21 protein-coding genes and 1 pseudogene are annotated in these 21,206 nt (G+C 63.0%); 7 read left to right on the forward strand and 15 right to left on the reverse strand.

The annotated features are described in order from the left end of the window. Nucleotides 1-631: 631 nt before the first annotated feature. Nucleotides 632-829, reverse strand: a pseudogene (locus OK351_RS17020) (IS3 family transposase); the annotation flags it as partial. A 23-nt stretch (nt 830-852) separates the two neighbouring features. Between OK351_RS17020 and OK351_RS17025 the strand changes: the two are divergent. The 4 genes from OK351_RS17025 to OK351_RS17040 all read left to right on the forward strand — a co-directional run bounded on the left by OK351_RS17025 (nt 853) and on the right by OK351_RS17040 (nt 4,409). Beyond that, nucleotides 853-1,155: a hypothetical protein gene (locus OK351_RS17025; RefSeq protein ID WP_265161436.1), complete on the forward strand. Its 303-nt coding sequence runs from the start codon at nt 853-855 to the stop codon at nt 1,153-1,155. 4 nt (nt 1,156-1,159) lie between these two features. Then, entirely contained in the window at nt 1,160-2,161 is a 1,002-nt protein-coding gene (locus tag OK351_RS17030) for a hypothetical protein (protein WP_265161438.1), read from the forward strand. Nucleotides 2,162-2,836: 675 nt separating this feature from the next. Continuing rightward, nucleotides 2,837-3,925, forward strand: coding sequence for an LLM class flavin-dependent oxidoreductase (locus OK351_RS17035; RefSeq protein ID WP_265161440.1), 1,089 nt, complete (start codon nt 2,837-2,839; stop codon nt 3,923-3,925). Nucleotides 3,926-3,944: 19 nt separating this feature from the next. Beyond that, entirely contained in the window at nt 3,945-4,409 is a 465-nt protein-coding gene (locus OK351_RS17040) for a MarR family winged helix-turn-helix transcriptional regulator (RefSeq protein WP_265161442.1), read from the forward strand. Nucleotides 4,410-4,466: 57 nt separating this feature from the next. On the opposite strand, the gene OK351_RS17045 is transcribed toward OK351_RS17040, so the two are convergent. After that, nucleotides 4,467-4,943 carry an SRPBCC domain-containing protein gene (locus OK351_RS17045; RefSeq protein ID WP_265161444.1) on the reverse strand — a complete coding sequence of 159 codons (477 nt, stop codon included), beginning with the start codon at nt 4,941-4,943 and terminating at the stop codon, nt 4,467-4,469. 124 nt (nt 4,944-5,067) lie between these two features. Here OK351_RS17045 and OK351_RS17050 point away from each other — a divergent pair, with 124 nt between their 5' ends. After that, a complete protein-coding gene (locus tag OK351_RS17050) occupies nt 5,068-5,673 on the forward strand; it encodes a dihydrofolate reductase family protein (protein WP_265161446.1) in 606 nt (201 codons plus the stop codon). 30 nt (nt 5,674-5,703) lie between these two features. Here OK351_RS17050 and OK351_RS17055 read toward each other — a convergent pair whose 3' ends face one another. Continuing rightward, on the reverse strand, nt 5,704-6,507 hold the full coding sequence (locus OK351_RS17055; RefSeq protein WP_265161449.1) for an alpha/beta fold hydrolase: 804 nt from the start codon (nt 6,505-6,507) through the stop codon (nt 5,704-5,706). Nucleotides 6,508-6,648: 141 nt separating this feature from the next. Then, nucleotides 6,649-7,161, reverse strand: coding sequence for a GNAT family N-acetyltransferase (locus OK351_RS17060; RefSeq protein WP_265161451.1), 513 nt, complete (start codon nt 7,159-7,161; stop codon nt 6,649-6,651). A 442-nt stretch (nt 7,162-7,603) separates the two neighbouring features. Between OK351_RS17060 and OK351_RS17065 the strand changes: the two genes are divergently transcribed. Then, nucleotides 7,604-7,849 carry a hypothetical protein gene (locus tag OK351_RS17065; protein WP_265161453.1) on the forward strand — a complete coding sequence of 82 codons (246 nt, stop codon included), beginning with the start codon at nt 7,604-7,606 and terminating at the stop codon, nt 7,847-7,849. A gap of 281 nt (nt 7,850-8,130) precedes the next feature. On the opposite strand, the gene OK351_RS17070 is transcribed toward OK351_RS17065, so the two are convergent. The 6 genes from OK351_RS17070 to OK351_RS17095 form a co-directional block, all read right to left on the reverse strand. Beyond that, entirely contained in the window at nt 8,131-9,012 is an 882-nt protein-coding gene (locus tag OK351_RS17070) for a prephenate dehydratase (RefSeq protein ID WP_265161456.1), read from the reverse strand. 170 nt (nt 9,013-9,182) lie between these two features. After that, complete coding sequence (locus OK351_RS17075) at nt 9,183-10,325, reverse strand: cysteine desulfurase family protein (protein ID WP_265161458.1); 1,143 nt, start codon at nt 10,323-10,325, stop codon at nt 9,183-9,185. Further along, nucleotides 10,322-11,185 (reverse strand): carboxylating nicotinate-nucleotide diphosphorylase, encoded by an 864-nt coding sequence (nadC, locus tag OK351_RS17080; RefSeq protein WP_265161460.1) that lies wholly within the window; start codon nt 11,183-11,185, stop codon nt 10,322-10,324. Before nadC ends, OK351_RS17075 begins: the two co-directional genes overlap by 4 nt. Further along, nucleotides 11,185-12,780 (reverse strand): L-aspartate oxidase, encoded by a 1,596-nt coding sequence (nadB, locus tag OK351_RS17085; protein WP_265161462.1) that lies wholly within the window; start codon nt 12,778-12,780, stop codon nt 11,185-11,187. The genes nadC and nadB overlap by 1 nt, the downstream gene beginning before the upstream one ends. Then, entirely contained in the window at nt 12,777-14,039 is a 1,263-nt protein-coding gene (nadA, locus tag OK351_RS17090) for a quinolinate synthase NadA (protein WP_265161463.1), read from the reverse strand. The genes nadB and nadA overlap by 4 nt, the downstream gene beginning before the upstream one ends. Then, a complete protein-coding gene (locus OK351_RS17095; RefSeq protein WP_265161515.1) occupies nt 14,036-14,710 on the reverse strand; it encodes an NUDIX hydrolase in 675 nt (224 codons plus the stop codon). The genes nadA and OK351_RS17095 overlap by 4 nt, the downstream gene beginning before the upstream one ends. A 187-nt stretch (nt 14,711-14,897) precedes the next feature. Between OK351_RS17095 and OK351_RS17100 the strand changes: the two genes are divergently transcribed. Then, nucleotides 14,898-15,647, forward strand: a complete 750-nt coding sequence (locus tag OK351_RS17100) for an alpha/beta fold hydrolase (protein WP_265161465.1) — start codon at nt 14,898-14,900, stop codon at nt 15,645-15,647. A gap of 626 nt (nt 15,648-16,273) precedes the next feature. Here OK351_RS17100 and OK351_RS17105 read toward each other — a convergent pair. The 5 genes from OK351_RS17105 to OK351_RS17125 are packed head-to-tail and all read right to left on the reverse strand — an operon-like array spanning nt 16,274 to nt 21,129. Next, a complete protein-coding gene (locus OK351_RS17105) occupies nt 16,274-17,110 on the reverse strand; it encodes an ABC transporter ATP-binding protein (protein ID WP_265161467.1) in 837 nt (278 codons plus the stop codon). After that, on the reverse strand, nt 17,107-18,183 hold the full coding sequence (locus OK351_RS17110; protein WP_265161469.1) for a FecCD family ABC transporter permease: 1,077 nt from the start codon (nt 18,181-18,183) through the stop codon (nt 17,107-17,109). Before OK351_RS17110 ends, OK351_RS17105 begins: the two co-directional genes overlap by 4 nt. Then, nucleotides 18,180-19,295 (reverse strand): FecCD family ABC transporter permease, encoded by a 1,116-nt coding sequence (locus tag OK351_RS17115; RefSeq protein WP_265161471.1) that lies wholly within the window; start codon nt 19,293-19,295, stop codon nt 18,180-18,182. Before OK351_RS17115 ends, OK351_RS17110 begins: the two co-directional genes overlap by 4 nt. Continuing rightward, nucleotides 19,258-20,130, reverse strand: coding sequence for a siderophore-interacting protein (locus OK351_RS17120; protein ID WP_265161473.1), 873 nt, complete (start codon nt 20,128-20,130; stop codon nt 19,258-19,260). The genes OK351_RS17115 and OK351_RS17120 overlap by 38 nt, the downstream gene beginning before the upstream one ends. A 6-nt stretch (nt 20,131-20,136) precedes the next feature. Continuing rightward, nucleotides 20,137-21,129: an ABC transporter substrate-binding protein gene (locus tag OK351_RS17125; protein WP_265161475.1), complete on the reverse strand. Its 993-nt coding sequence runs from the start codon at nt 21,127-21,129 to the stop codon at nt 20,137-20,139. Between the last annotated feature and the right edge of the window lie 77 nt (nt 21,130-21,206).

The raw sequence follows: 21,206 nt of genomic DNA on the forward strand, positions 1-21,206 counted from the left end.
ATGTCTGAGGCGTTTTCCATGCTCTGTTCGGCCTGGTCTTTCTGGATGGTCATATCGTGTTTTCCTAGTCTCTTTCTATCAATTGACTAGGGGTCTTACACAATCCATCTGACAGGCTCAAGAAGCGCTCAGCGATTTCATCCGCCGTTCAGCCCTCCCACAATCGGACCCGGACATCGCCACTAAGGGTATCCTCTCCGATTTGGACTGACCTTCCCGCATCCAGCTACACCGAAGAATAATGCCACTTCGATTACTTGTTCCTTTCCTCGGACCTCGGTTTCCCTGGCATACTGCATTGCCGATAAGTTTCGAAAGATACTCCCGGTCAGACGCAACCGGTGCGCGCGTAATCACAGTTGATTACACCAGTGACTGGCAAGGTCTGCTTGTACGGCGCCCGTCCGTCTCCATTGATTATGTCGCCCCATTCCCGACTTGTCTTTCTGGAGCTTTCTGATGGAACCGATGTTCAACCAAAGCCGCTTGAAGTTCTGGATTCGAGGACACGGTGACACGCCCTTACTGACCTGGCATTGGAGATCGATCCTTATGTTCAACCACGTCTTTTTCGATGTCCACGCCGATGCAGTTCTGGGTTTGCCCGCAAGTACTAGACACGTGTTCTGCATCACGCAACCAGCGTGAGTACCCCTTCCTCCTGGACGACCAGCCGCCCAGCAGCCCTTCGAGCCTGTTCGAACTCGACCGGTGGCACCATACCGATCCTGGTATACAGCCGCCGCCGATAGTAGAAACCCTCGATCCAGCAAGCGACCGCTTGCTTCGCCTCAGCCCTGGTACCCCAGACCCTGCGGTCATAGTACTCACCCACCCGGGGATCCGTCCTCCGTGACCGTATCCCCGGTCGTATTCGCCAAGTCACCTGCCCCAACGATCAAGGGCACCACCCAGGTGGGCAATAAATTGACAGCTCCCACCGGAAACTGGTCTCCCAAAGCCAAATTCACCTCCCAGTGGTACCGCGGGAACACCAAGATCAAGGGTGCCACCAAGTCGACATACACTCCTGTCGAAGCGGACCTGAACAAGTCGCTCAAGGTACGGATCGTCGGCTCGGCCAGCGGGTACAAGAATGTGACCCGAGATTCCAAGGCCCGCAAGATCGCGGTGGGTAAGATAGTCCCCCGGTAGCAAGTTGACCATTTCGGGTACTACCCGTGCAGGGAACACGATCTCGGCACCGGTCAAGCTACCTGCGGGGACCAAGGCCAGTTACCAGTGGTACAAGAACGGCACAAAGGTCAAGAAGGCGACCAAGAAGAGTTACACGCTGACGACCAAGGACATTGGTGCCAAGTACCAAGTGCGGATGACCGTCACCGGAACCGGTTACAAGAAGCTGTCGTTGTCCTCACACACCGTCAAGATCTCCCGGCCGACATTCGCCGTCAAGAAGAACCCGTCGATTTCAAGTACCCCTACGGTCGGCAAAACGCTTAAGGTCAAGGCCGAAACCTATTCACCGAAGCCGACGTCCTATTCATACCAGTGGCTTCGCAATGGCAAATCCATCAAGGGTGCCACCAAATCCAGCTACAAACTGGCGAACGCCGATTCCGGCAAGTCGATCAGCGTCAAGGTCACCGCCAAGAAGAATGGCTACGACAACAAGAACGCCACCACCAAGGCAGTGAGCGTAGGCAAGGTTCTCAAGACCGTCATCAAAGGCAATGGGACCTATCGCGTCGGAAAGGACCTCAAGCCAGGACAATACAAGGCGAACGGATCCGGAAATTCCTGCTACTGGGAGCGGCTGAATGGATTTGGCGGTTCCCTATCGAATGTCAATGCCAACCATTTCGGCAGCTCGAATGTCTATGTTCATGTCCTGGCCAGCGACGCCGGGTTCAAGACCAGTGGCTGCGGCGCCTGGAAGGAAGTTCCAGCCAAGGGAGCCAACGCCACCAAGATCACCAAGGACGGCAACTACCGTGTAGGAATCGACATCAAGCCCGGCCTCCACAAGGGCAAGTCCTCCGATACCTGTTATTGGGAGACCCTGAGGGATTTTGACGGTGGGCTTGGAAGCATCATCGACAACGATTTCTTCTTCACCGGAACCTTCTATGTTGATATTCCAGCCAATGCAAAGGGCTTCGGTAAAAGCGGCTGCGGGACACAAACCCGCGCGGGCTAACCGTGTTTGCACCGGCGTGATCCCGGGCCGTCGGAACCATAAGCCTATGTGTCCGCGAAGATGGCCGCGGTAGCTTCCCCGATGATCGGGGAAGCTGCAGCGGCCATCTCCTTGCGACCCGAAGCGGGGTCACCACCACGCGCGTTGACCCCGGCGTTGCCCCCAGCGGGGCAGAAGCCAGGACTCCGCCGGGAATCAGTAGAATTCGTGTCGACCCAGGTCAGGGCGATCCTCTCTCCAAGGATCGGTTCAACTCGCCCGGAGTGACTGGACGCACCACGCACAAGCCTGGTGGAAATGAACAGCAGGCGGCAGTGCGGTACCGCCTGCACGGAGGAATCCACCAATTGGCCCGGACATTCTCCGGTCAGAAGCAAGACCGCACCTGCACCGCTGAACCATGACGCGAACCGCGGGCTCCCCAAGACCATCCGTGACATATACAGCGCAGTGTCTTAGCCGGCCTCTCAACCGGCACTGGTGCTGGAGCCGAACAGTCGACCAGCTGCTGTTCACCCACCATTCCGGGATCATGGGGAGCTGGTCTTCACGCGTTATAGTTGCCACCGATACTAGCGGGAATAATTGACACCTCAACTTGTTATAACATGCGTACGCATATAAATTGGTGGCAGCGCAGCTATGCGGCACCCCGGCAAACCAACAGGAGAACCCATGCAGTTCGGAGTCTTTTCCGTCAGCGACATCACCCGTGACCCCACCACCGGCCAGGTGCCCACCGAAAAGGAACGCATCGACGCGATAGTGGCCATCGCCAAGAAGGTCGAAGAGATCGGGATGGATGTCTTCGCCATCGGCGAGCACCACAACCGACCGTTCTTCTCTTCCTCCCCCACCACCACGCTGGCCTACATTGCCGCACAAACCGAGAAGATCATCCTCTCCACGGCCACCACGTTGATCACCACCAACGACCCGGTGAAGATCGCCGAGGACTTCGCCATGCTCCAGCACCTGTCCAATGGTCGCGTGGACTTGGTCCTGGGACGCGGCAACACCGCACCGGTCTACCCATGGTTTGGCAAGAACATGCAGGACTCGGTCAACCTGACCATAGAGAACTACAACCTGCTGCGCCAGCTCTGGGACCAAGACGTGGTGAACTGGGAAGGACGCTACCGCACCCCGCTGCAGAACTTCACCTCCACTCCGCGCCCGCTGGATGACGTGGCGCCCTTCGTATGGCACGGCTCGATCCGCACCCCGCAGGTCGCCGAAATCGCCGCCTACTACGGTGACGGCTTCTTCGCCAACAACATCTTCTGGCCCAAGGAGCACTACCAGCAACTGATCGGCCTCTACCGCGAACGCTACGAGCACTACGGGCATGGCCGGGCCGACCAGGCGATCGTGGGCTTGGGCGGACAGTTCTACATGGCCAAGACCACCCAGCAGGCCAAGAATGAATTCCGCCCGTACTTCGACAACGCCCCGGTCTACGGCCACGGCCCGTCCCTGGAGGACTTCTCCAGCCAAACCCCGCTGACCGTCGGTTCGCCGCAGGAAGTCCTGGAGAAGACCCTGACCTTCCAGGAATTCTTCGGTTCATACCAGCGCCAGCTGTTCCTGATCGACCATGCGGGCCTCCCGTTGAAAACCGTTCTGAACCAGCTGGATATGTTCGGCGAATATGTTCTGCCCGAGCTGAAAAAGGAGATGGCCAGCCGCGCCCCGGCGGACCTGACCCCGGCTCCCACACATGCCGGCCGCGTCGAGGCAAAAAACGCTAAGATAAGCGGGTAGGACCGATCCAAGGAGCGCTGTGCCACACACCGAGCAAGCCCAGGCACCGGCGGCGGCAAAGAACACCATCGAGGCCTGGGAAGCGTTATTCCGCGCCCAGGTCTCGGTGATGCGCCACCTGACTGCCATGCCGGAGTTCAACCGTCTTTCGCTACGCGAGTATGACGTGCTGTTCAATCTGCGCAATTGCCCCGACGGCAAGAGCCGGCTGGTCGATTTGAACAAGCACTTGTTGATCTCCCAACCATCGTTGAGCCGGATGGTCGCGAGGCTTGAGGAGCGCGGATTGGTTTCACGGATCACCGACCCCTCGGATCAACGCGCCATGATCCTGTCGTTGACCGACAAGGGCTTGGGAGTTCAACGTGACATCGGTCGTGAGCACGTACGCCACCTGCATGCGCTTCTTGGCACAGCCCTCACCGAGGAGGAATTCGATCAATTGCAGTTTTTGTGTTCCAAGCTCCGCGCAGCGATCGACTGAAATTCGCCAGGAATTGTACCCTACAACCCTGCGGTTGCCCAGCAGAGCCGCGGAGGCCTACTTGTAGAATCCGTTCCGCAGGTTGATTCCGTATTCCAGCCAGGCTTTCATCGCGGCGAGCATACCGGTCCACCCCTCGCAGTTGCCAAAGGCCGCCGTGGCGCCCGGGCCAGTGGGCTTCCATGCCGATTCGGTGATGCTCACCTTGGTGCGGGTGCCAGCATCCACGGATTCAAAGTCAAAGACCACTTGGTTGAACCCGTTCTCGGCGATTACGCGGTTGCCATCCCAGCTGAGTTCGATCCGGTGGGGTTTATCCGCCTCGATGACCCTCACTGGGAAGGCCCCGGGGAAATCATGGAAATCCCAACTGACTTCCTTTCCGGTTTCCACCCGGCCTTTGGCCCCACCGGTGGTGAAATTGCTCGACAGCTGTTTCGGATCGGCCACGGCCTCATACACCTGCTCGATGGGTTTGGAGATGTGGCACGTGACGGTAAATGACAATTGACTCAACGGTTTTTCGGTGTCCATACGTCATTCCTACAACCCGCCTTCTATCCTGGCAAGGGTTCCGTGTGTTCTTCCCGGAACTGGTGGCCGCAGGACGCGGTTGCTGTTAGTGTGAACGCAGCCGCACTCCCGGGAAGGGGTCCCCATGAGCAAGGTAGTCTGCGATGTCACGGTCTCACTGGATGGGTTTGTGGCCGGTCCCGCGCAATCCCGGGAACACCCCTTGGGTATCGGTGCCGAGAAGTTGCACCGCTGGCAGTTCGAGGCGGCCGAGGAAAACTGGCAAGAACGTACGGCCATCACCGAGGCCGGGGCCTTCATCATGGGACGGAATATGTTCGGCCCGGGACGAGGTGCCTGGGATGAGGAGTGGACCGGCTGGTGGGGTTCCACTCCCCCGTACCATGCTCCTGTCTTTGTCCTGACGCACCATGAGCGTGAATCCATCGAGATGGATGGCGGAACCACCTTCCATTTCATCACCGGAGGGATCCACGCAGCCCTTGAGGCCGCAAAGGACGCCGCGGACGGTCATAATGTGGCCATCGCCGGCGGTGCGGCCACCATCAACCAGTTCCTCAACGCCGGACTGCTACAGGAACTGCGGCTGCATACCGCTCCCATCCTGCTGGGTTCAGGCGAGCGGCTCTTCGATGGGGTATCCGGAATCGACTTCACCCCGGTCCGGGGACGCACCACCGATTTGGTCACCCACACGGTCTTCCGCGTAAACACATCCGAAGAGCACTGACCGGCCACCGCCGGAATAGTTTGTCTCTGCCTAACGCCTGCGCTGTTGTCTGGCTGCGACCTGGGCTGCGACCTGGTTAATGATCCTTGCCACCACTTCCCCCTGGGTGGGGGTCAGTTCATGCGGTCCCCGGGTTCGCTTGAGCCTGACCAGTTTGCGGTTGGCCAGACGCACCCGGGTGGTATTGCGCCGGATAATGAAGAAGTCCAGGATTCCGTTGACAAAGAGCGCCGGGATCTTCAGTTGCACCGCCTGCTGGTAGGACTCATATTGCATGATCGAGTATTGCAGGCTCTTGCGATAGGCAGGCCAGGTTTCCTCGGTGATTTCCATGCCCTTCACGAAGGGCACGTACTCCTCGGCCAGTTCACCACCGGCTTGGATGGGTTCCGGTGAGCGGGAGACCAGTTCGAAGAGAGAGAAGTACAATCCCTCGGCCCGGAGCAGGGATCGTGTCCGGCCACCGCGTGGTTCCCGGCGGTACAGTGGCGCGCCGAGGAGCACCAGCCGGTCCACCAGTTCGGGGTGCCGGGTGGCGAGGTCCAAGGCCACATTGCTTCCCATGGAATGCCCGGCAACCACGGCCTTGGTGATGCCCAGTTCGTTCAGGGTGGCGGCCACCGCCGAGGAATGGTCCTTCAATGTGTAGTCGACATCCGGTTTCGGGGCATCCCCGAATCCGAGCAGATCCACGGCGATGACCCGGGCATTGGAGTAATCGAGGTGCTCCAGGACGAACTCCCAGCTACTGTGGTTGTTTCCCAATCCGTGCAGCAGTACCACCGGGGTACCTTCGCCGCGGTCGACCTTCACTGGCAACAAGTTGTTCGTCATGATGAGGCTAGGATAACAAAACTCCTGACCAGTCGGTGATTCAACGCTCAGGGTTGACCCCGCTGAATCCGGCTCCGTCTTCCACAAGCACGAAGGTAGTGTCACTTTCCGGCTGCCGGGTGTAGTCCTTCGGGTGGTGTTTCAGCAGCCGAACGGTGCAGCGTAACGGTAGGGTCCGACCGGCAGTTTATCGGCATCCAGCACCTTGACCATGAAGTGGTCCCCCCATTCCGGATCTGATGGCAGGATTCCATGGGATACCGCCGGTTCGTAACCGAATCTGCGGTAGTAGTCGATGTGGCCGAGCAAAACGATACCGGGCAGCCCGCGCTCCTTGGCACGATCATGGATGGCCTGCATCAGGATGGAACCCACTCCTCGTTGCTGGTACTCGGGGGCCACAGCCAGCGGGCCGAGGCCCAGCAGCGGATAATTCCCGCCAACACTTCCCCAGCTGGCGATCACGTGCCCTATGACGGCTTCCTCATCCAGGGCAATCATCGAGAAGTCCGGGTCGTACTGAGGGCAATCAAACAGGTTCTGCAGAAGTCCGACCTCTACCGGTTCAATCGTCTGGTCTCCCGAGGCGAAGGCGGCATGGGCCACGGCGTAAACCCCAGCCCTGTCATCAAATACTTCCTGCCGAACATGCATGCTCGCTAACCTACCAAACTCAGTTGGAATCACCGAAAACCACGGCCTCTCCGGATGACCTAAAAATAATCGTTGACATGGGATTCCAAGAACTTGCTGAACACATCACGTCACATGACGAACCACGCGTCACCACGTACCCGGGCACGCTGCTTCGCGGCTTCGCCATATCCACGTCGCCCGGATCGCAACCGCGGTTCCGACCGCCAGAATCCACCACAGCACTGCAAGGCTGGGACGAATCTGACTCCAGTCCGCGATAACATTGCATCGTCGGGCAACCACTACGGTGGAAACCTTCTCCGACCCCGGTTACGCGGCACCACCCGGAGTTTTCATCTTGTCAACCTCGAATAGACACGGTGCACTCCCAGACCGAACTGTACCCAACAATACGGGTCCGTGGCATATGCAACGACAGGTCCAATCGAAAGGAACCCCCTTGAAGAAGCCCGGTAACGATGTCCTTGTCTGGTTTTGGATTGCCGTGGCCCTCCCCGTGGTGGCCGCAATCATTCAGACCATCGAGAACCAACGGATCTTCGAAGGTGACGTGGCCAGGAACATCCTCAATCTCACGCCGCTCCTCACCGTTGCGGTGGGGCTGTACCTGCTCGCAGGGATCTTCTGGATTGTCGTCATCCACAAAGCCCTCTCCATGCTCCGGTATCTCGTGCATTCGCGCTGAGGACGTTACCTCGCCACAGGCCCTGTGGCTCATGACCTGGCAGGCACTGCCTCGTTTCGCCCGCACAGGTGGCCCTTGCACTCATCTGCCGGGCTCGCAGTAATTGAGTCCCATACAGGACATCCGCAGGCAGGGATGAGCGCGTGAATGTCGGCCATGGTTGAACGGCATGAACAAGAAGTCGTCTTTTTGATCAATGGCCGGTGACTTGGTCCCCAGCCGGAAACCGTGGCCCCGATTCCATGGATCGGGCCAAGGGTTTCAGAGTCACAAGCAGTGAACTAGATTCCCGCCGGAACCAGTTCCCTGTTGGAGGCATCGGCCAGTTTGCGGTGTGGATGCGCTGGGTAGACACCCAGCATGGTGACTTCCGAAGTGAAGAAGGACAGTTCTTCCAGCGCCAAGCGCACCGGCTCGTCCTGCGGATGGCCTTCGATATCCACCATGAACTGGGTCGCGGCGAAGCCCGCACCCACCATGTAGCTTTCCAGCCGCACCATGTTGACCCCATTGGTGGCAAACCCGCCCAGGGCTTTGTAGAGCGCGCTGGGAATGTTGTTTACCCGGAAGATCAGGCTGGTCATGACATCCCCCGACAGTTCCTCGCGGTCCGGGAAGGCCCGCTGGCCAGCCAGCACCACGAAGCGGGTGGTATTGCTCTGGTCATCTTCCACCCCGCGGGCCAGGGCCTGCAGGCCGTAGAGCTCGGCGGCCCCTGGAGGTGCGAAGGACAGTTTGGTGGGGTCGTTCCATTCCTTGATTTCACGGGCGGATCCTGCCGTATCACCGGTCACCACCGGAATCAGCCCTAGCTTAGTGGTGATCCCACGGCACTGCCCCAGTGCGTGGACATGGCTGTAGACTTCCCGGGCGTCTTCCAGTATGGCTCCCGGGATGCCTAGCAAGTCGAAGCGGATACGTAGGAAATGCTCGTCAATGATCTGCAGATCGGATTGCGGCAGCAGGGTGTGGATGTCGGCCACTCGACCGGCCAACGAGTTCTCGATGGGGATCATTGCCAGCTCGGCTTCGCCGCTAGCCACCAGTGCCAGGGCATCCTCAAATCGCGCACAGGGCACCGACTCCATATGTGGGTACTTCTCGGTGCAGGCGATATTCGAGTTGGACCCCGGCTCGCCCTGGTATGCAATTTTCTGGCTCATGTTCTCAATCCACAGGCAAAATTTGAACCACGAGTCGCTGCCCCGGCGGTACCGGACCAGTCCCCTACCAGCGGGGATCTACTCATGGGAACGAAGTGCACGCGAGAGCGTACCGGACTATCCTAGCGAAACCGCCTGCCGTCCCCGAAAGCATTAAGCCGGAACTTAACCTAGGAAAGCAGCGAGCGGATCACGGCGATCACCGCCGAGGCCACCTGACTGATCTCGTTTTCCTTCATGGACCGGGTGAATGATAGCCTCACGGCGGTATGGGCGAGCTCGGCTTCGTAGCCCATGGCGGTCAATACCGGTGAGGGATCCGTGGATCCCGCTGCACAGGCCGATCCCGAGGAACACAGCACCCCTCGACGTTCCAATTCGATCAGGACTGTTTCCCCGGCGGTGCGCGGGAAAACGAAGGACACAATGCCGCCTACCCGCTGCTCGGGATGCCCGGTCAGCTGCACCGCATCGGGGAATTGCTTGTCCAGTTCACCGGTGATCCGTTCGATCAGGTAGCTGGCGTAGGCATCCCCTGCCCCGGCTTCCCGTTGCTCACGAACCAGCTGCAGGGCGCGGGCGATGCCCACAGCCCCGGCCGGGTTTTCGGTGCCCGAGCGTATCCCGCGTTGTTGCCCGCCGCCGTGCAGCAGCGGAACGATCTCGGATGTGGCGCTGTAGTACAGCGCGCCGGTGCCTTTCAGGGCCCCGATCTTGTGCCCTGAAACGCTCAGCGCGTCCACCTGCGTGGACAGGTCCTTCAGGTCCAGCCATCCCGCGGCCTGCACCGCGTCGGTGTGCATGAACGCCCCGGCGGCCTTGGCCAGCTTGACGACTTCGGCCACCGGCTGGATGGTACCGACCTCGTTGTTCACCGCCATGACCGAGACCACCGCGGTGTCCTGATTGATCAATTCTGCCGCACGTTCCAGGTCCAGCAGTCCGTGGTGGTCCACAGGGATCAGCTGGTGGGTGAACCCGTGGTAGGTGACCAGGTACTGTGCCGCTTCAAGCACCGCCGGGTGCTCGATCGCGCTGGTGACGATCGTCCTACCCCGCGGGTTGGCCAGTGCCGCCCCGATGATCGCCAGGTTGTCCGATTCGGTGCCCCCGGAGGTGAAGTAGATTTCATGCTCCGCCACCCCCAGTTCATCCGCCACGGTCTGCCGCGCCCAGTCCACCGCGCGTTCGGCATTGCGGCCCAGTTCATGGCGGGAGGCGGGGTTGCCGAAGTCGTGGGTCAGCAGCGGGGATATGGTATCCAGCACTGCCTGCTGGGCGGGGGCCGTGGCGGCGGCGTCCATGTAGATCATTCGATGACCACATCCAGTCCCAGGTCGATTGCGGCCACCGAGTGGGTGATCGCACCGGAGGAGATGATATCCACCCCGGTTTCGGCGATCTCGGCCACCGTATGCGCAGAGACATTGCCGCTGGCCTCCACGATGGCCCGCCCGTCAATGAGCTTCAAGGCGGCTGGGATATCAGAGGGGTTGAAATTATCCAGCATGATCACATCCACCCCGGCGTCCAGAACCGCAGGGATTTGCGAGATGTCATCAACTTCCACCTCCATGGCCGTGGTGTGTCCCAGCCGGGCCCGGACGGATTTCAACGCCGTGGTCAGCTCCTCCCCCTGGCCCACCAGCGCCAGGTGGTTGTCCTTGGCCATGAATGCGTCGGAGAGGTTGTCCCGGTGGTTCACTCCCCCGCCGCAGCGTACCGCATAGCGTTCCAGGGCCCGCAGTCCCGGGGTGGTCTTGCGGGTATCGGCGATCCTGGCGTTGGTGTGCGCCACCCGCTCCACCAGAACGGCGGTGGCGGTGGCAATGGCGCTCATCCGTTGCAGCAGGTTCAGTCCCACCCGTTCGGCGGTCAGCACGCTGGCCGCCGGCCCGGTCACGGTGATCAGTCTTTGACCCACCCCGAAGCGTTCCCCGTCGGAGAGCAGCGGGGTCACCTCGATGGCCCCGTCCACCTGCTTCATGACCCGTTCGAAGACCGCGGCCCCGGAGAGCACCCCGGGTTGCCGGGCCACCACGGCCGCGGTGGCCCGGGCGTCCGGGGGCAGGATAGTGCCTGCGGTGATATCCCCGCGCGGGCAGTCCTCGGCGAGCGCGATGGCCACGATCGAATCGATCACGGAGGCCGGTACTGCTTGGATGTGGTTCATCAGGCGTAGATTTCCTTGGCTTCTTCAGTGTGGTGGTTCTGTTCGCTGGCGGCCAGCCGCCACAGGGTGCGTGGTGCGGTGCGGGCCTCGGGGTGATCCGTCCGGTGGTGGGCACCGAGGCTGTGGGTGCGGTGCAGTGCGGCGTGGGCGATCATCCGGGCCAGTAGCAGCAGGTTCTCCAGCTCTACCTGGCCGCGGGTTTCGGAGGCCACCGGGCTGGAGTCCTGCAGCCGGGTGATGGTTTCGCGTAGTTTCTCGCCAGTGCGGTGGACCGCCAGGGTTTCGGTGGCCAGGTGTTGCAGGTCGGCCAGTCCTAGTGGACCGTTGGGTTGGGCTGCCGGCAACTCCGTGACCGGGTCCCCTGCTGTATGCGCTGTGGCTTCCGGTGCATCGTAGAGCATGGCGGTGACCGCGCGGCGGGCAAAGACCATGGCGTCCAGCAGGGAGTTGCTGGCCAGCCGGTTGGCGCCGTGCACCAGCGAGTTGGCGCATTCCCCGGCCGCGTAGAGTCCGGGCACGGTGGTGCGCCCATCCAGGTCGGTGAGGATTCCACCCATCAGGTAATGCTGGGCCGGTTTCACCGGCACCGGATCAGTGGCCAAATCCAGTCCGCAGGTGGCCAGGCGGCCGGTGATGGAGGGGAAGCGTCGGGCCAGGAATCCGTTGCCGTGCTCGGTTTCCAGGTGCCGGGCATCCAGGTACACCTGCTGCCCGGCCAGGTTCCGGGCGTGGATGGCGCGGGCGATCACGTCGCGTGGGGCCAGTTCGGCCCGTTCGTCGATTCCGGGCATGAAGCGTTGCCCCGCGTCATTGACGAGCCAGGCCCCTTCACCGCGCACGGCTTCGCTGATCATTCCGGCCCCCGGGTGCACCACGGTGTCCACCATGGTGGGGTGGAATTGCACGAATTCCATATCCGCGATCACCGCTCCGGCCCGGGCGGCCAGTGCGATCCCGTCCCCGGTGGCACCGGCCGGGTTGGTGCTGGTCTGGTAGAGGGATCCGATCCCGCCGGTGGCCAGCAGCACCGTGTGCGCTTCCATGACATGGTTCCGCCCGGCGCGCAGGTAGGCCACGGCGCTGATCCGACCCTCCCGGCTGCGCAGCCCGGTCACCAGGGCGTGGTCAATGATCTCCAGTGCCCCGGCACGGTGCTGCCGGTGGCAGGCGGCGGCCAACGCCAGGATCAGTCCGGCCCCGGTGGCGTCCCCGTCAATGTGCAGGATCCGGTGGGCGCTGTGGGCCGCTTCCAAACCCAGCTGGTAGTCGTCCCGAGCGTCCCGGTCGAAGTGCACGCCCAGGCGTTCAAGCCTGGTGACCAGTTCCGGGGCGTCCTGGCAGAGCGTGGCGACCGCGGCCGGGCTGCAGTGCCCGGCCCCGGCGGCCAGGGTGTCCGCGACATGGGCCTGCACCGAATCCCCACGGGCCACCCCCAGCGGGGTCAGCGCGCTGATCCCTCCCTGGGCGTAGCCGGTGTTCCCGGCACCCAGCGCGTCCTTGGTGACCAGCACCGGGTGCGCGCCACGGGCGGCGGCCTCCAGGGCGGCCAGTATCCCGGCGGCCCCGGATCCGATGATAAGCAGTGTCCCGCTCATGGCCGGGCAGCCAGCATCCGCTCCAGGGCGATCTTTGCATCCCCCTGGTCCGCTTCGGGAACCTCGATCCGGTTCACGATCCGCCCTTCCACCAGTTCCTCCAGCACCCAGGCCAGATAACCGGGGTGGATGCGGTACATGGTGGAGCACGGGCAGATCACCGGGTCCAGGCAGAAGATGGTGTGCTCCGGGTACTGTGCGGCCAGCCGGTTGACCATGTTGATCTCGGTGCCAATGGCGAAGGTGGTCGGTTCGGTGGCGTTGGCGATCGCCTTCTGGATGTAGTCGGTGCTGCCTGCCTCATCCGCGGCGTCCACCACCTCCATGGGGCATTCGGGGTGCACGATCACCCGCACACCCGGGTACTCGGCGCGCGCCTTGTCGATCTGCGCGGTGTTGAAGCGCTTGTGCACCGAGCAGAAGCCGTGCCACAGGATCACCCGGGCATCCTTCATGGTCGCCTCGTCGTTGCCGCCCAGCGCCTTGCGCGGGGTCCACATGGGCATCTGCTCCAACGGCACCCCCATGGCCTTGGCGGTATTGCGGCCCAGGTGCTGGTCGGGGAAGAACAGCACCCGGCGTCCGCGTTCGAACGCCCACTCCAGCACGGTCTTGGCATTCGAGGAGGTGCACACCAGCCCGCCGTTGCGTCCCACGAAGGCCTTCAGCGCGGCCGAGCAGTTCATGTAGGTCACCGGGATGACCGCAGCCCGCCCGTCATCCTCCTCGTCCTTGTACAGCTCCATCAGCTCGTCCCAGCACTGCTGCACGGATGGGGTATCGGCCATATCGGCCATCGAGCAGCCGGCCGACAGGTTCGGCAGGATCACCGCCTGCTCATCGGTGGAGAGCACATCGGCGGTCTCGGCCATGAAGTGCACGCCGCAGAACACAATGTACTTGGCCTTGTCCTTGGTCAGCGCGGCATTGGCCAGCTGGAAGGAGTCGCCCACGAAGTCGGCGTACTTTACCACCTCGTCACGCTGGTAGAAATGCCCCAGCAACACCACATCATCGCCCAGGGTCGCCTTGGCCGCACGGATGCGCTCATCAAGCTCTTCATCGCTGGCTTCCAGGTACTGTTCGGGCAGCTTTTGCTGCTTCGGGTAGTCCGCCGGGATGACATCATCCTGCGAGGCACCCGGGCCATAGCCTGCCGGGGTGTCCCAGGGGTTGGAGGACAGCGACGAGGAACAGGTGGATCCAGGGGCCTTGAGGGTCAGCCGGGTGATGGTCGAGGAAAGGGTCTGGGTGCTCATAGCGTGGTGTCAACTTCCAATGGGTCGTGGCTGGTCCCCGTGTAGCGGTACAGCCTGGGTGGTCGGTGCTGGCCTCCGGCCAGGTATTCGTCGGTGGCTTCGATACTCCGCGTGGCGTTCAACTGCCGGCGGAAATTCGCCGGGTCCAGCTCCTTGCCCAGCAACGCCTCGTATACCGCCCGCAATTGGGCCAGGGTGAAGCGCTCGCCGAGCAGCCGGTGGGCGATCTGCCCGTATTCGGCCTTGTTGCGCAGCCGCCACAAGGCGTAGTCGATGATCTGCCGGTGGTCGAAGGCCAGGTTCTCCAATTCCGGATCGTCGGCGGCGAACCAGGCCACGTTCTCGTCCTCCACGGTGGCCCCGACCTGTTCCTCGGTGACCAGTGCGAAGTAGCCAATGGTCACCAGGCGCTGGGTGGGTGAACGGTCCGGGTCGCCGAAGGTGTAGAGCTGTTCCAGGTAGCAGGGACGCAGCCCGGTGGTTTCGGCCAGGGTCCGTGCCCCGGCGGCACCCAGGGATTCACGGGCGCCTACCGGACCGCCTGGCAACGCCCAGCGTCCGGCGTAGGGTTGGCGGATCCGGCGCACCAGCGGCAACCAGAGCTGCGTGCGGCCCTTCTTGTCGGCGCGGATCCCGAAAATCACGGTGGACACGGCCAGCGTGGGCGGCATGTTGCGCCGCTCGGCGACATTGGCCGCTCCGGTCGGAATGCTCACGTGTGTCCTTCCGGGCGTGTGCGGATATTTCCGGACTCCGGTGCGGTCCATCACACCGGAGGTTAGAGTCATTTTGACATTAACTAACGGCAGCGCGCCACCCCGCCACCGCCTGTGACTGCCATGACATATAGTCATAGCTATGAGCTTGGATCTTAATCTTCGACTTATCCCCGCGAACACCGAGGTCAGCGCACCGACCGTGCTACTGATCCACGGCTTCGCCTCCTCCGCGGACCTCAACTGGGAACGTTCGGGCTGGGTACGTCATTTCACTGACAATGGGCGCAATGTGGCGCTGGTGGACCTTCCCGGCCACGGCGAGGACCCGCACCGCGCTACTGGCGACTGGGCGCCGAGCCGGATCCGCGAGGCGCTGGCGGCCGGTATCACCGAACTGGAGCATCCGGTGGATGTGGTGGGCTATTCCCTGGGCGCACGGCTGGGCTGGGAATTCGCCGCCAAGCATCCCGAGCTGGTGCGCCGGCTGGTTATCGGCGGCCCCGGAAGCCTGGATCCGCTGGCCGCGTTCGCGTTGAACGAGGCGCGGAATTTCGTGAGTACCGGTGAGTCGATTGCCGATGAGTACACCGCCAAGGTCATGCGGATTGCCACGAATGAGAAGTCCAATGACTTCGATGCACTATTCAAGCTGATCGAGGGAATCAAGACCGAGCCCTATGATCCGGGTGAGGCCATCCCGGCCGCCCCGACCCTGCTGGTGGCGGGTGACCAGGATGACCTGGCCACCACCATGCCCCACCTGCGCCGACTGCTGACCCAGGCCGGGACCCGCAGCGAGGTGCTGTGGCTCGCCGGACGCAATCACGCGAACGCCGTCACCAGCCGTGATTTCAAGAGCGCGGCACTGCGATTCCTGGACACCGAGTAGCAGAAAGCCCAAAGGCGGCCCCATGCAGGGCGACCGGTCATGGATTACGGGGCCATGTCCCCATGAAAGACGTGTCGGACGGAACACCGCCGAGCATTCCGGCAGGCATTCCCCAATGCTTCGCGAGTGGGCACCCCATCCCCATGGGAGCCGACAGGTATATCCGGAATAGTCCGGCGGGTTCCGTCCGACTTCCTTTTATTATTCGATGGAGCACCGGATATTTTCAAAACGTTGGGGGAACCACTGTCAGCCCAGATGACTGACGCGAACCCTTGCACATCAAGCGCTTGATGCACGGCCCATTTCCCGCATGACATGCTTAAGCATTGATTCGATCGATCCCCCGGATTGGCCAGATCTCGAAGAAATGCTAGTCAACCATCCATTGACTTCAACCAATCAAGTGTTTTAATTTGTTTTAGCCAACCCGGACAACACCTTCCCATTTGCATGGACAATGAGCCCTCGGGACACCTCTTAACGAACAAGGTACATTTTCTTTGCACATGTCATAAATGGGCCCTGTGGTGTAACACGGTTGTCAGTCATCTTGTCTCCGCGTTGAGCTCGCCCTGGCGCGCCACCGGTCACACGGGTCTGGCCTGCACTTTTCCGGCACCACCCTACGGTGCCGCCGGAACGGTGACCATCATCGGCCCACCGGTCACCGGGTCGGGATGTATTTCGCAGTCCACGCCGAAGACCGTGCCCAGGTTCTGCGCGTTGATCACCTGACGCGGATCCCCGTGGGCCACGATCCTGCCCCGGTCCAGCAACACCACGGTGTCGGCGTAGCGGATTGCCTGGTTGATATCGTGCAGCACGGCCACCACCGTATGCCCCTGCCGCCGTTGGGCCGCGAACAGATCCAACAAGTCCACCTGGTGGGCCACGTCAAGGAAGGTCGTCGGCTCATCAAGCAGCATGATCGGCGCCCGCTGGGCCAGGGTGGTGGCTACCCAGATCCGTTGGCGCTGCCCGCCGGACAAATCGGCCAGCCGACGGGTCGCCAGGGACAGGGTGCCGGTGGCCGCCAATGCCTCACGCACCGCCGCATCATCCTCGGCATTGTGCTGGGCGAACATCGCCTGGTGCGGGAAACGGCCCCGGGCCACCAGCTGGGCCACGGTGATCCCTGAAGGGGCCACCGACTCCTGGCTGAGCAGCGAGACCTTGCGGGCATAGGCCTTGGGTTTCCAGCTACCCACCGGTTTGCCATCCAGGGTCACTTCCCCATGCTGGGGTGCCAGCAGCCGGGCCAGGGCCGAGAGCAGCGTGGACTTGCCGCACCCATTGGGCCCGATCACCGCAGTGAACTTCCCGTTCTCGATTTCCAGGTCCAAGTCCTTGATGACCGTGTTACGCCCGTAGCCCAGGCTCAGGTTCCTGGCCCGCAGCACCGGTTGCCCGGCGGGTGTCGTTGTGCCGGTCCTGGATGGTGTGCTCGTTTCCGCGCTCATCGGCGCGCCTCCCTTATCAAAAGCCAAATCAAGTAGATGCCGCCAATGCTGACGGTCACCACGCCGACCGGTAGCTGGATCTGCCCGAATGCCGTGCGGGCAATGGTATCTGCAGCCACCAGCATCAAGGCCCCCATGGCCCCGGCCGGGAGCAGGTCCAGTTCGTCGCGCCGCGTCAGGCGCTTGGAAATCTGCGGGGCTGCCAGCGCCACGAAGGCGATCGGTCCGGCCGCCGCGGCGGGAACGGCCACCAGCCCGACCCCGGTGACCACCATGCCCAGGCGCACCCTGCGCGCGTTGACCCCCAGGGAGCAGGCGAAGCGGTCCCCGCATTCCAGGATCCGTGCCCGGTGCTGCAGGGCCAGGGCGGCAAGTGCCAGCACCATGATCACCGCCAGGGACCCTCCGACCACGTCGTTGCCCACCGAGTTCAGCGACCCGGCACCCCACACGGCGGCAGCCAGGGCGATCTGCCGCTCGGCGACAATCAGCATGTAGGTGTTCAGCGAGGCCAGCATCGCCCCGACACCGATCCCCACCACGATCAGCCGGAACCCGGTGGTGCCGTTCCGGCTGGCCAGCACGAAGACCAGCAACGCGGTCAGCAACCCGCTGGTGATCGATCCGGCGGCCAGCTGCAACGGGGTGGCCGCAGTGTAGAACATCAAGGCCAGGGCCCCGGTGTAGGCCCCGGTATTGAATCCAATGACATCCGGGCTTCCCAGCGGGTTGCGGGTCAGGGATTGGAACAAGGCCCCGGAGATGCCCAGCGCGAAACCGAACACCAGCGCCAGCAGCGCCCGGGTCAGCCGCCAGTCGATAACCACCAGCTGGTATTTGGGTTCCGCCGCGCCGACCAGGGCGGCCAGCACCTGGTTGAAGGGCACCTTCACATCCCCCAGGCCCAGGGAGACCAGGGCCAGCAGGATCGCGGCCGCCGCCAGGCCCGAGCCCACCAGCAGGCTGCGCACATCCAGCAGCCAGCGCGCGGACCCCAGGGGCAGCACCAGGTTACGCCGTCCGGTGGGTACCGGTCCGATCGCCTCGGCGCATTTCAGGGTCGAGGTGCTCATAGGGTGCTCGCATTCTTCCGGCGGGCCAGGTTGATCAGTACCGGGGCGCCGATGAAACTGGTGACGATCACGGCGGCCAGCTCGCTGCCCGGGACGACCAGGCGGCCGGCGATATCCGCGGCCAACAGCAGGATCGGTGACATCACGCAGGTCATGGCCAGGATCCATCCCTGCTGCACACCGAACAGCCAGCGAGCCACGTGCGGCACCATGAGCCCCACGAAACCGATCGGGCCGGCCAGGGCGGTGGCGGTACCGCACAGCAGGGTCACCGAGGCGATCACCACGCAGCGCACCAATCCCAGCCGGACACCCAGGGCACGTGCGGCCCGGTCCCCCAGGCCGATCGCGTTCAGCGATCCGGCGCAGGCCAGGGCCAGCAGCAGTCCCACCAGGATGAACGGGGCCATGCCCAGCACGGTCTGCGTGGTCTGCCCGGAAAGGTAACCACCTCCCCAGATGCGCATCAGGTCGAAGGTGGTGGGGCTGAGCAGCATCAGGGCGGTGGACACCCCGCTGAGCACCGCGCCGAAGGACATGCCCGCCAGCACCAGGGTGGCCGGGTCCGCAGTCCGTCCACGCTGGGACAGGGAGAGCCCGTACACCGCCAGGGTGGCGATCGCCGCACCGGCCAGCGCCCACCAGATGCTGGCCAGGACGCTGATCGACCCGAAGGCCACCGAGGCGATGACCAGCAGGAACTGAGCCCCGGCGTTCACGCCAAGGATGCCCGGGTCCGCCAGCGGGTTGCGGGTCAGCGCCTGGATCAGCGCCCCGGCCACCCCGAGGGCCAGACCGGCCAGGATGCCCAGCAGCGTACGCGGCAGGCGCAGCTCGCGGATCACCTGGGCCTCGGGGCTGTCGAACCCTGGGTCGAGGATGGTGTTCAGCGCGGTGGCCAGCGGAATCGGACGGCTGCCCACGGCCAACGAGATCAGCACGGTGAGCCCCAGCAGGAGCAGCAACAGCACCAGCCACACCCCGCGGCCGGGACCCGAGGAGGCCAGCCTGGCCCTGTGGCCGGTGGTGTGCGGCTGGCCTGCGGCATCCAGCAGATCGGTGCCGGCTGGGCCTTCAGAGGCCAAGGTGTTCAAGTTTGGCTTCGTAGACATCGGTGGCTTCCTCGACATCGTCGAAGCGGTCCCACAGTTTCATCAGGTCCTCCTTGATGGCCGGATCCAGTGCCTCGTACTTCTCCCGCCAGGTCTCGGCATTGGGAATCCAGTAGCCGATGATCTTGTAGTCCCGGGCCGACCATTTCAGCTCGCGGCGCAGCAGCTTGCGGATCTGGCGCAGGGCCGCGGACTGCCCGGCCACCCACATATAGGGGCGCTGCCCCTGGCTGAGGCCGTCGGTGATGGTGCGGGCCGCTTCGGGCAGCAGGCTCGGGGCGATCCCGTTGCCGGCGATCAGCCAGTCGGTCTTGATGTGGGTGCCGGTAGGCAGCGTGATACGCGAGTCCTGATCGGGGATTTCGACCACGAGCCGGGTACGCACGGTATCCGGGGTGGTTTCCAGCAGCCGGGCCGCGGCCGGCAACCCGGTCAGGTCGCACAGCAGCACCTGTTCGGTGCACCCCTCGGGCCGTTCGTAGAGCCCGGTGGGCGAATTCAGGCCCAGCCTGTCCCCTGCGGCGGCGCTGCGCGCCCATTCGGCGGCGATCCCTCCCTCGTGGATCACGAAGTCGATATCGATCCAGCCCTGGCCGGCATCCCGGATCGTGTAGGTGCGCATCGGCGCTTCGGGTTGGCCCTCGTTAAACCGCCAAGAGTCACCCTCGGCAGTGGGCAGGGAGATATTCCGCCGGTCAGCGGTATGCGGGAAGAACAGCCGGATGTACTCGTCTCCCACCCCGGTGCTTTCGAACCCGTCCAGGGCGAACCGGATCCGTTTCAGGGTGGCGGACAGCGTGGTGACCGAGGTGACGGTGGCTTCGAAGATCCGCATCACCGGCTACTTCCCCGACAGGTCGGAGGCGACCTGTTCGATAAAGGCCAGGGCACCGGAGGGGGAACCGTAGGCCATGTCCATCTCGTAGGTGTAGATGCGGTTGTTCTTCACGAACGGCAGATCCTTCCAGAACGGGGATTTCTCCAGCTCGGAGATCGTCTTGTTGAACTCGTCCTCGCCGACCTGCCCGACACCCTTGGTCATCCATACCGCGTCGATATCCTTGAGCTGATCAAGCTGTTCCAGGGTGAAGGACTTCTCGTCCTTCCCCTTCTGGGCGACCTGCAGGCCAATGGTCTCGAAGGCCCCGCATTCCAGCCAGGCGTAGCAGCCGATCTGCACCTCGCCACCCCAGTAGGAGATCGGGGCGACCACCAGGTCCTGGTTGCCGGCCGCGGTGATGCCGTCCAGTGCGTCCTTGCCGGCCTGCTCGTAGGCGCCCAACCATTCGTTGAACTGGGCCTCGCGTCCCAGGTCCCTGGCGGTGCGTTCGAAGTGGGTATTCCAGCGTTCCCCGTCGAAGGCGTTCACGGTGTAGGTCGGGGCGATGGTTGCGAGCTTGTCATGGACCTCCGGGTCATAGCCCAGGCCGTTGAGGATGAAATCCGGTTCGGCCTCCAGCACCTTCTCGTAGTTGAATTCCGGGTAGTTCGCGAACGGGGTGATGCCCTGTAGCGCCTCCTGCGGGAAATAGGCCGGGAAGGTCTCGTACCCGGAGTCCCCGCGGATCGGTTGCGAGGCGCTCAACGGGATCCCGAGGGTGGCCAGGATGTCCACGTCGGTGGTGTAGAAGCCCAGCGCGGCCTGCGGCTGGTGATCCACCGACACCTCATGTCCCTCGGGATCGGTGGTGACCAGCGGGGTACTGTCCTGGGCCGCGCCGGATGGTTCGGTGCTGCCCCCGGCGGGGGACCCGCAGGAGGTCACGGCAAACAGGGAGGTGCAGATGAGGGCGGCTGCGGACAGCAGGCGGCGGCCACGGGGTGATGAAGTCATGCGGGGTACCTTCCGGAAAGGCGCAGGGCCATGGCGGCCGTGCAGTGAGGATCCATGGCGCCACGGCAAGAGGTGAC

Source organism: Glutamicibacter sp. MNS18 (assembly GCF_026107515.2).
In the GTDB taxonomy this organism is placed as follows: domain Bacteria; phylum Actinomycetota; class Actinomycetes; order Actinomycetales; family Micrococcaceae; genus Glutamicibacter.